This is a genomic window from Flavobacterium azizsancarii, assembly GCF_027980145.1.
Classification (GTDB): domain Bacteria; phylum Bacteroidota; class Bacteroidia; order Flavobacteriales; family Flavobacteriaceae; genus Flavobacterium; species Flavobacterium azizsancarii.
This window is the reverse complement of record NZ_JAMZNK010000006.1, coordinates 174,946-181,400: the sequence shown is the minus strand read 5'-3', so window position 1 is coordinate 181,400 and position 6,455 is coordinate 174,946. Positions and strand designations below refer to the sequence as shown.

The 6,455-nt window shown below is 33.8% G+C and carries 5 protein-coding genes and 1 tRNA gene; all 6 read right to left on the bottom strand.

Annotated features, from left to right (window positions below):
* Positions 1 to 367: 367 nt before the first annotated feature.
* Positions 368 to 440, bottom strand: a tRNA-Met gene (locus NJT12_RS06155).
* Between the two features lie 127 nt (positions 441 to 567).
* Positions 568 to 1,092: a DUF4269 domain-containing protein gene (locus tag NJT12_RS06150; protein ID WP_271335008.1), complete on the bottom strand. Its 525-nt coding sequence runs from the start codon at positions 1,090 to 1,092 to the stop codon at positions 568 to 570.
* Positions 1,093 to 1,097: 5 nt separating this feature from the next.
* Complete coding sequence (locus tag NJT12_RS06145) at positions 1,098 to 2,624, bottom strand: glycosyltransferase family 39 protein (RefSeq protein WP_271335007.1); 1,527 nt, start codon at positions 2,622 to 2,624, stop codon at positions 1,098 to 1,100.
* Positions 2,625 to 2,829: 205 nt separating this feature from the next.
* Positions 2,830 to 3,372, bottom strand: coding sequence for a DUF4494 domain-containing protein (locus tag NJT12_RS06140; RefSeq protein ID WP_271335006.1), 543 nt, complete (start codon positions 3,370 to 3,372; stop codon positions 2,830 to 2,832).
* Between the two features lie 290 nt (positions 3,373 to 3,662).
* Positions 3,663 to 5,636 carry a protein-disulfide reductase DsbD family protein gene (locus NJT12_RS06135; RefSeq protein WP_271335005.1) on the bottom strand — a complete coding sequence of 658 codons (1,974 nt, stop codon included), beginning with the start codon at positions 5,634 to 5,636 and terminating at the stop codon, positions 3,663 to 3,665.
* A gap of 102 nt (positions 5,637 to 5,738) precedes the next feature.
* Complete coding sequence (locus NJT12_RS06130) at positions 5,739 to 6,227, bottom strand: TlpA family protein disulfide reductase (RefSeq protein WP_271335004.1); 489 nt, start codon at positions 6,225 to 6,227, stop codon at positions 5,739 to 5,741.
* Positions 6,228 to 6,455 lie beyond the last annotated feature (228 nt).

Genomic DNA, 6,455 nt, shown 5'->3' with positions numbered 1-6,455 from the left:
CTTTAGATAACAACAAGATAGTAGCTGATTTTGATCTTTCAAAGTGGCACAAATCGAACCGGAAAACTATGACTTATTAACCGAGTGGCACAAATTGAACCGAAATAGTGGCACTATTCAAACCGAAATAGTGGCACAAATTCACCGAAATGGGTGGCACGGTCCGACCGAAATCACTGGCACAAATCGAACCGAAATATCCATATATTTTTAAATAATTGTATTTATGTGTTTAACCTAACAGGACTCGAACCAAATTTCCTAGAAAATACAGGGGGGTTAATATTATTTCTAATTTGGAACTAAATTTTTCGAACCACAAAAAAAGCCGCGAAATATAGATTTCTCGGCTTTTAATTTTTACTAGTAGCGGGAACAGGACTCGAACCTGTGACCTTCGGGTTATGAGCCCGACGAGCTGCCTACTGCTCTATCCCGCGTTGTTTCGGGTGCAAAGATACACAGTTAATACGGTTGTGGCAAGGAATTTCTAAATTATTTTTAATTTTTTGGATTTTAAATATAATTTATTGAAGTGTAGTTAGTTACAAATAGCATAATAATCACTTAAATTTTGTATTCTAATAATGCTAAGTACGGACCTCCTTTTAAACCTAATAAATGACTAAAAGCAGGTTCGGTTTTATAACCGTTTTGTTTGAGTTTGATGATTTCTAATCTGAAGTTTTCGTCATGAGATTGTAGAATTTCATGTTCAATGATCATGTGTTTATAGCCATTTTGACTTTTGGTTGGAACATTTTGTCCAAAAACTTCAATTTCAAAACCATCGATTTTAAAGTTGGCAATAACTGATTCTTTCTCATTAATTGATATTTCTCTGATTGTGAAGTCGGTTTCTTTTCCAAAAAATGAATTTAGTTTTGCTGTAAAATCGTTTTTGTTTTTCCAATGACAGATAATATCGAGATCACTTTTTTCTATATCAATATTAATTGGAATCGTACCAACCAAAATAGGATCGAATTCAACAAGATTTAGTAAAACTTTGTGCTGAGTCAGGATGTCAAAAGCCTTAATCTGTTTTTGTTTTCCGTTTTTTAAATATTCTATAGAGCTAAAGTCTATCATGGTATTTATTTGTTGTAATTTTTCTCTTCTTTAATTTCGGCTTCAATCCTTTTGTTGATATTGATTTTAGTATTAGCGAAAACAAAAATAGTGGTTTTGTATTCCCTTGCATATTTATTCGTTATTTCTCCTGCAATAACAGAAGACTGAAAGAAAGGACTGGTTTTCTGAAATTCGGTACTGTTTTCTTCATAATTTTTGATTCTGATCAGGTTTTTATATTGAATGTCCAGATTGAACCAATTGACATAATCGGCATTAAACGAAACTGCTTTTATTCCTTTTTTGGTGTAATAATTTATGGCGCCGGCTTGTCCGTAGTTGTCACAAAGTACAAGTGTCTCTTTTTTATTTGGAATCAATGCATAAACTGAGTCGGTTTTTCGGGCAAGTTCTTTCCAGCCCAGCATATCAGCAAAATCTTGCGGCAGATCGTGGTCTTTTCCGTCTTCCCAACGCAGCATTCCTAATTTTTTATATTGTTCCGGATTTTTTACAATGTATTCCGGACTTTTATTTGGGAAAACGACATGATACATCGGAATAAAAAACAATAGCGGAATAATGATAAATACGGGTTTTAAATAACGTTGCCAACCAGATTGTAAAGTTTGAGAAAGAAAAACTGCTCCAAAAGCAATGTAAACAGGATACAGTCCAATAGCATAATAGGCTTTGGCTTTGAAATAGATAAAAACGGCAAAGGTAAAAATTAGAGAAGCAAAAAAGAACTTGTATTTTGTGAAAGGTTTATAAAACAATAAAGCATATAAAGCTGCAAGAATAACCGGAAAAGAACCGATAAAAAATAAAAGCTGTTCTTTTAGAAAATCTAAACGATCGACATTGACCAATTGTGTTTCGGACAGTTCCTTCATGTGGTGTACAATCGGGAATTGATTGTTGTATTGCCATAAAAGATTGGGTAATATTAAAAGCAACCCTAAAATTAAGGCAAAATAGAGTTTCTTTTCTGCAAACACTTTTCTTTGATTCGAAAATAAAAGAGCAGGCAAGAGGCCAATGAGCAGAAATAGAATATTGTATTTGTTGAGAAAGCCAAAAGCAAATACGACAGCACCTATATAGAGCCATTTTGGTTTTTCTATAGAAATGTATTGAATGATTACATAATAAAATACTGTCCAGCATAATACATCCAAAGAGTTTGGCTGATACAGCGTGTTAAGCCGCAACAATACTGAAAACAAAATGCAGGTCGATCCTAAGATTAATGCATATAAATTACCTTTTAAAAGTTCAATAGTTTTCCAGACCACAAGAAGTGTCAAAGCGCCAAAAAGGGCAGGGAAGAACTTTATCCAGAAAACAGAATTGCCCAATAAAAATATAATATAAGAAATCCAGGAGGTTACGGGCGGAACCGATAAATATCCCCAGGCCAAATGATGTGCCTGATCCAGATGTAAATATTCATCACGCTGCAAATCGTATTCAGGGCTTATTAAAACATACTGCAAAACAAATTTTAAAATGATGAACCCGAGTAAAATTATCGTTTTTTTATTCATGTAAATTGGGTTTGTTGGCAGGCTGTTAATGATATAGCTAATATATAATTTATTTTGAATGTAGAATAAGTCAGCGTATTATCCAAAATGTTACAAAACAAAAAAGCTCCAGATTTCTCTGAAGCTAGTTTTATAAAAATTCCACAGGAACAATTGAAGTCCTTTATGGGATTTGGAATTTCATTTTTTTGAGATTTTAGAAAAATTATTCCTCTAATGCTTCTTCAAATTCCATGTGATCCACTTTTTCAACCTCTACAGGTCTTGAAGCTTTTAGTTTATTGAATCTTTCTAATTGTTCTGTTTCTCCTTCTTCACCGCTGAAATAAGGGAAAACGTCCATGATTGGAGATTCAGAAACTGCCGGGATCGAGTATTCTCCCATTGTGCTTTGCATAACATGAAGTGTATTGTCATAGGCTTCTCTTACATCATTTGCCTGCACTAATAAGTACATATTCGATCTTCTTTCTTTACCGCTTTCTTCATCATAAGCCATCAAAGAAACTTTTGACTTGAACCAACGATCTGCGTTTTCAAAAGGATGAATCTCAGCATAATTGGCCACTTTTATATTTGTGATTTTAAATTCTTCACTAATATAAGCTGCCATCTCTTCATTTATTCTTTTTTCAGCTTCAGTATAAGATAAAGCATCAACCAAATAAGGTTCGGTTAAAACTTTTTGTCCACCCGTTTCATCTGTCTTTCTATATTTTACTTTGCATTCGTACCAAGTTGCGCTCATCTTCTATTGTTTTTTAAGGATGTCAAAGATAGATTTTACAGGAAAATAAATTCTTAATTCTGGAAATAGATATTCACAATTTAGGTAAGTTTTTTATAAGGTATTGATTGTTATGAATATAGTAAAAGTTAATATTTTGCAGATTTTATGATTTTAGTTAATATCATAAAAAAATTTTTGATCTGGGGTAAAAAAATAACCATTAAGAAATTAGGCTTCATTAAGTATCAGCACTTAACTTTTCTTAATTTCTTAATGGTCAAAAATCAATATTAAAAACAGCGTTTCTGTTATTTTTTAAATTGCTGAATTCCGGATTTTAACCATTGCTCATATTCTGCAATGTCAGGAGTATATCCCGCTGGTTTATTCAGGCTTTGTTCGTTCGTGTCTAATATAATATAGTACGGTTGAGCATTTGCTTTATAACGGGTAATCTGAAAATCACTCCATTTATTGCCTATCGATTGTATCTTTTTGCCAGTTTCTTTAGATACATATTGTTCTTCATCCGGAAGTTCTCTTTTGTCATCAACATATAAAGAAATCAAAACAACTTCATTATTTAATATCGATAATATGCGGGGATCGGACCAAACATAATCTTCCATTTTTCGGCAATTAACACAGGCGAATCCTGTAAAATCCAGAAGAATTGGTTTGTTTACACTTTTGGCGTAAGCCAATCCTTTTTCATAATCAGTAAAAGCCATGATATCATGCGGGCCTTTATGCGCGCCGTCTGGTAACGCTTTTGCAGATGATGCAGTTTCTTTGCCAGAACCTCCAACACCATATGGCGATTCACTGTACGTCATTGGAGGAGGGAAGCCACTAATCAATTTTAAAGGCGCGCCCCACAATCCCGGAATAAGATAAATCGTAAATACCAATACTACCAATCCGGCAGATAATCGTCCTACTGAAATAGAAGACGAAGGAGAATCATGCGGTAAAGTTATTTTTCCGAATAAGTAGAAGGCCAAAGTACCAAATATTGCGATCCAGATGGCTAAGAAAATTTCTCTTTCGAACCAATGCAATTGCAATACCAAATCAGCATTCGATAAGAATTTAAAAGCAAGAGCCAATTCCAGAAAACCTAAAAATACTTTTACGGTATTTAACCATCCGCCAGATTTTGGTAATGTGTTTAACCAGCCCGGAAACATGGCAAATAACATAAAAGGTAATGCCAGAGCAGATGAGAAACCAAGCATTCCAACAATTGGAGCGATTCCGCCTTTAGAAGCTGCTTCAACCAATAAGGTTCCTATAATTGGTCCTGTACAGGAAAAGGAAACGATTGCCAATGCCAATGCCATGAATACGATTCCTAGTATTCCGCCTTTATCTGCCTGACGATCTACTTTATTGGCCCATGAATTAGGCAGCATAATTTCGAAAGCGCCTAAAAAGGATAAAGCAAATACAACCAGTAATACAAAGAAAATTATATTGAACCATACATTGGTAGACAATGCGTTTAAAGCATCCGCGCCAAAAATTAAGGTAATTACGGTTCCTAAAAAGACATAAATAAGAATGATTGAAATCCCGTAAATAATCGCATTTTTAATTCCTTTTGCCTTGGTTTTGCTTTGTTTGGTAAAGAAACTCACTGTCATAGGAATCATTGGAAAAACGCAAGGCGTAAGCAATGCAGCAAAGCCGGATAAAAAAGCAATAAAGAAAATCATGTATAAACTAGAATCAGATTTCTTAGATTCCGGTTCTTTTTCTATTGCGGTAGTTGCATTAACTTTTGTAGTTTTTTCATTTGCAATATCGGTAGCCTGAATTTCTTTCGCTTTAAGTGTTTTAAGATTAAATTCGAAGTATTTGCTTTCGCTAATGCAGTTCTCTTTACAGACCTGATACGAAAGTTCTACCTGAATCGTTTCCTTTTCGGGATTGATTTGTTTGATTAATTGAGTAAAAACAACTTTATCAGAAAAGAAGATTTCATCGACACCAAAGACTTCATTGAACTCTCGTTTGGTTTCGCTTTCGGTTGCTTTTCCAACAAGCTCATAATTATTTTTGTTATCATGAAAAAGGAATTCGGCAGGAAGCGGACCATCTTCAGGAGTGAATTGAGAATATACGTGCCAGCCTTTTTCGATAGTTCCGTTAAAAGAAAGAACAAACTCCGAGGCAGATTTTTTCTCAATCGAGGCCTCCCATTTTACGGGATTGATGATCTGGGCCTGAATTTTGGCGAAAGCAAAAAACAGGAATAATAAATATAAGATTTTCTTCATTTTATAAGTTTAATCAGAACGATTTGTTCTGGTGATGATTTGATTTTTATTAAGCTATAGTAATTGTTTCGATAAGTATTTTGCCATCGAAACAACTATTTTTTAGATCTGTTTCTTTTTAATTTGAGCAATTATTTGTGCTTCGGTTGGATTGATAGCTACCAGTTTTCCTGAAGAATCAAAAAGATAAGTACTAGGTAATCCTTTTACTCCAAAGACTGCTACTGATTCAGCATTGAAGCCTTTTGGGTCAATTAATTGAGGATGTTTCATTTTGTCTTTTTCAATCGCTTTTAGCCATTTTGTTTTGTCTTCATCTACTGATATTCCAACAATCTCAAAATTTTGTCCTTTGTATTTATCGTAGAAAGCAACCAAATCTTTGCTGGCTGCCCTGCAATTAGGACACCATGAGGCCCAAAAGTCTACTAAGACTGTTTTTCCTTTATAGGAGTTTAGTTGGATTGTTTTGTTCTTATTATTTTGAAATTGAATATTCGGAAAAGTATCACCTTTTTTGATTTGTGCATTAACGAATGTGACTGATAGCAATAAGATGATTGCCATCAATAATGTTTTTATTGAATTCATTGTGTTATTATTTTGAAAGAATTAATTTCAATATACAGCAGTAACCATAGCAAATACGGCTATATTCTGTTATCGAATTATATGTTTTATGATTTTAAGCCTTAAAATTGAATTTGAACAAGACGCATTTATGGCTGTCGGAAAAGGAGTCTAGCTTATTTTTGGCGGAAGCCAAATGGAACGGAAGCCTGAAGAAATAAAGATTTCCGGATAATAATAGTTTTGTTC